Annotated in this window: 1 protein-coding gene; it reads left to right on the plus strand. The window is 48.6% G+C overall.

Going from position 1 to position 1195, the window contains the following annotated elements; genetic code table 11:
• The coding region (fadA, locus tag R7P35_RS25150; RefSeq protein WP_318093123.1) for an acetyl-CoA C-acyltransferase FadA at nt 1–933 on the plus strand (933 nt) is incomplete at its 5' end.
• Nucleotides 934–1195: the final 262 nt, after the last annotated feature.

Raw genomic sequence — 1195 nt, forward strand, 5'->3', positions numbered from 1 at the left:
CTACCAATTGAGATTGGCGCAGTAACCGTGAATCGTCTGTGTGGCTCATCTATGCAAGCGCTGCATGATGGTACTCGTGCAATCATGACAGGTGACGCGGAAATTTGCCTGATCGGTGGTGTCGAGCACATGGGTCACGTACCAATGAACCACGGTGTAGACTTCCATCCTGGCATGTCGAAAAATGTCGCCAAAGCCGCTGGTATGATGGGTTTAACCGCTGAAATGCTTGGTAAGCTTCATGGTATCAGCCGTGAGCAACAAGATGAGTTTGCGGCGCGCTCTCATGCTCGTGCTCACGCAGCAACATTGGAAGGTCGCTTTAAAAACGAAATCCTACCAACCGAAGGCCACGCAGCAGACGGTACGTTGTTCCAGTTAGATTACGATGAAGTGATTCGTCCAGAGACCACCGTTGAAGGTCTGTCTCAACTTCGTCCGGTATTCGACCCAGCGAACGGTACTGTAACAGCCGGCACGTCTTCCGCTTTATCTGATGGTGCATCCGCAATGCTGATCATGAGCGAAGAGAAAGCCAATGAACTTGGTTTGAAGATTCGCGCACGAATCAAAGGCATGGCGATCGCAGGTTGCGATCCATCCATCATGGGCTACGGCCCTGTACCTGCAACGCAAAAAGCGCTGAAACGTGCAGGCCTTGCAATTGAAGATATGGACGTTGTCGAGCTAAACGAAGCGTTTGCAGCGCAATCTCTGCCATGTGCGAAAGACCTAGGTCTGCTTGAGGTGATGGACGAAAAAGTGAACCTGAATGGCGGCGCGATTGCTCTAGGTCACCCATTGGGTTGTTCTGGTGCACGTATCTCAACAACGCTTATCAACCTAATGGAAGCCAAGGACGCCAAATACGGCCTTGCGACCATGTGTATCGGTCTTGGTCAGGGTATCGCTACTGTCTTTGAGCGCCCGTAGCCCTTAACATCACCAGTTAGGTAATCAACCAATACCAGCAAAATTTGGTATTACACTTAAGGCGGCATCTTATGTCGCCTTTTCTTTTATTAGGCACCCTATAATTTATGCAAAAAACGCATAAATTAGATGATGAAGTTTCATTTTATTCATAAATAAAGAAGGCATACACTTACAGGCAGTTAATGGCTTGCTGCTCGTGGCATTCCTGCCGCGCTATCGCACACTCGGAGAACCTTATGTTTAATGCTCTAGTTCTAAA

The organism is Vibrio sp. Vb0304 (assembly GCF_033338995.1).
In the GTDB taxonomy this organism is placed as follows: domain Bacteria; phylum Pseudomonadota; class Gammaproteobacteria; order Enterobacterales; family Vibrionaceae; genus Vibrio; species Vibrio alginolyticus.